This is a genomic window from Ilyobacter sp. (genome assembly GCF_041583315.1).
In the GTDB taxonomy this organism is placed as follows: Bacteria; Fusobacteriota; Fusobacteriia; order Fusobacteriales; family Fusobacteriaceae; genus Ilyobacter.
This window is the reverse complement of record NZ_JBFHGC010000387.1, coordinates 1-2,811: the sequence shown is the minus strand read 5'-3', so window position 1 is coordinate 2,811 and position 2,811 is coordinate 1. Positions and strand designations below refer to the sequence as shown.

At 38.2% G+C, this 2,811-nt stretch carries 2 protein-coding genes; one reads left to right on the top strand and one right to left on the bottom strand.

Annotated features, from left to right (window positions below; all coding sequences use genetic code 11):
• Window positions 1-1,075: diguanylate cyclase (locus tag ABZA26_RS11840; RefSeq protein WP_372714726.1), on the top strand; the 1,075-nt coding region annotated here is incomplete at its 5' end.
• Window positions 1,076-1,175: 100 nt separating this feature from the next.
• Here ABZA26_RS11840 and ABZA26_RS11835 read toward each other — a convergent pair.
• On the bottom strand, window positions 1,176-2,811 hold a 1,636-nt coding region (locus ABZA26_RS11835; protein ID WP_372714725.1), incomplete at its 5' end, for a PEP/pyruvate-binding domain-containing protein.

The window sequence follows — 2,811 nt, the reverse complement described above, 5'->3', positions numbered from 1 at the left end:
TATGAAAAATGATTATGAGATAAATGTGGATCCTGACATGGCAAATAATGACACCATGACAGTATTCGTCAATTATAAAGTTTATGACTACGATGGTAAGTATATAGGGGCCACAGGAGTTGGACTCAAAGTAGATGCTGTAAAAAATATAATAGAGAGGTATCAAAAAGATTACGGGAGTCAGATATACTTTGCTGATAATGACGGAAATATTGTCCTTCATGGTTCTGACTTTAAAATAGAATCAAAGAATATCAATCAGATGGAAGGATTATCTGAAATTTCCAGTGTAATTTTAAAAAATGCAAATAAAACTCAGAAGTATAAGAAAGACGGAAAACTTATCCATGTAAACAGCCGGTATATACCGGAACTTAAATGGCACCTCATAGTGGAAAAAAGCGAAGAGGGAGCCATCAGGAATATACATAAAGCACTCTATTTGAATCTGGGGATCTGTGCATTTATAGTGATAATGATTTTTATTCTTATGGACATACTGATGTCTCCCTATGAAAAACGGCTTCATGAAATGGCCACCATAGATAAACTCACAGGGGTATGCAACCGTCAGGCCTTTGACATCATAATGCTCCAAATTTTAAAAGATTCTGAAAGAAATAAAATGAAATTTTCAATTGTGATTTTTGATATAGACTTTTTTAAGGAGATCAACGATAAATACGGACACCTGGCAGGGGATGAGGTCCTTAAAAACATCAGTGAAGTTACGAAATCACTTCTTCGTAAATCAGATGTTTTTTCAAGGTGGGGAGGGGATGAGTTTATCCTGCTAATTAAAGACTGTGGTATAGAGGACGCTTTTAAGCTTGCTGAAAATATCCGAATAGAGATCAGAAAAAATAAAACAATCTATAAAAATGATCATATTTTGAGTACAGTGAGCATGGGAGTGTCAGAATATCATCCCTTTGAAGAACTGGATAAAGTTATAAACAGGGCTGATAAGGCTCTGTACAGTTCAAAAATAAACGGAAGAGACAGAGCGGAGAAAGGCTATTTGGAGAGCAAATCAGACGGAGAGAATGATCAGGAAACCGTGGTAGTTGTCTGACCTGCAGAGAGACGTAATAAAAGCATAAAAAAGCTTCCCTACAGTGATAAACTGTCTGGAAGCTTTTTTATTTGAATTGATTTTATAAAGTCTTTATATTTTATGGTTCTTTTATGGTTACGGTTCCTGTATATCCGTCTACCACGAGAGTCATACCACTTTCTATGACCTCAGTTGCATTGTCTATTCCTGTGACACAGGGGATTCCGTACTCTCTTGCAATTATGGCACCGTGAATAAGCATTCCCCCTCTTCTTTCTACTATTGCAGAAGCAAACTGTACAATAAATGTCATGTTGGGATCTATGGCATCACACACGAGAACTTCTCCTTTTTTAAATTGAAAGATATCCTCCTGATTTCTGATTACTCTGCTTTTTCCACTTCCTATTCCAGGACCTGCAGGCTGACCGGTAAACTTCCTCATTCTCATCTGAGAATTTCTGTCTTTGACTGATATTTTCAGAAGCCTACTCCTTTTGAACTTGATTTTGGACAGGGGAGGATTCTCTTGTGAACTTTTCTTTGATGGATCTGGGTCTCTTAGCATCATTGCCACGGTATGGGGGCTGGTTTTTTTATGAATGGAGAGTCTGCTTTTACCGAGATTTACAGAATCCACAAGAGCAGACTCCAACTTCCCGAGATAAATATTGTCGTCATCTCTCACACGCCAGCTTATCCTTGCCAAATTGAGGATATCTTTGGCAAAATCTATCTGTTCTTTTTTAAATGCTGAAAAAAATTTATCTTCAAGAATAGATATGTCTTCCCATTCTTTTTTTGAGTCAACATTCGCTTCGGCCATATTTAAAATCAGCTTTAACAGATCCTCTTTGTTTGCTAAAAGTGAGTCCCCTTTATAGGAGGAATCTCCGTTGTGATGAACAAATAGATCCAGTGATTGAAAAAAATCTGCAGATAGATCATCAAAAATTTTATTTTTCAATTTTTCATGAAGGCAGGGGTCATCTTTCACTTTTTTAATAAGGGATAGAAGAGACTTATCCCTTTTGATACTTATCATTTCATTTGAACGTAGCAGCAATGTAAATTCATAGGGATCTGCAGGCTTTACAGAATCATTGTATATTTTCCCAAAGAGTCTAACTCCGTGGGCAAAAGGTATGAGTTCCTGCCAATAGATGTTGTGCCAATTTTCATAAAGGTCAAATCTTTTTTCTATCTCCTTAGAGAGAGATAGGTTGTCCAGTGAGCTGAGATCAGTATTTTTCATACTGGAAGCAGCCTTTTCCATAGCAGGGAGGATTTCTCCCTCTATACGCTTCTGCATCTCTTTCAGAGTTGCAAAAGTCTTTGTGAGACTCCTGTACCATGGTCTCTTGTCCTCCCTCTCCCATAAATTTTCTTCTTCCTCATCTTCTGAAAGTGTTGTCACCGGGCGTATCTGGAGAAGATACAGTTTTTTATCCTTCATGGTCCATTCTAAATCAACGGGAATCCCGTACTCGTCATGGAGTCTTTTCAGGGTGAGATAAAGGTTAGTGAGTTCCTCTTCATTCATAAGGGTGGTTTCATTTTTACTGTACCTCTCTTTTATTTTTCCGTCATTTGGATCGATCATCCATCTTTCAGGCTCTACCCTGCCATCGACCAGATCCTGGTTTAGTCCTGGGACAGCCTCTATAACCATCTGTTCTTCTCCTGTGGGATCTCTGCTGAAGGCCACACCGGAGACATCTCCTGTTATGAGCTTTTGCACAATCACTCCCATG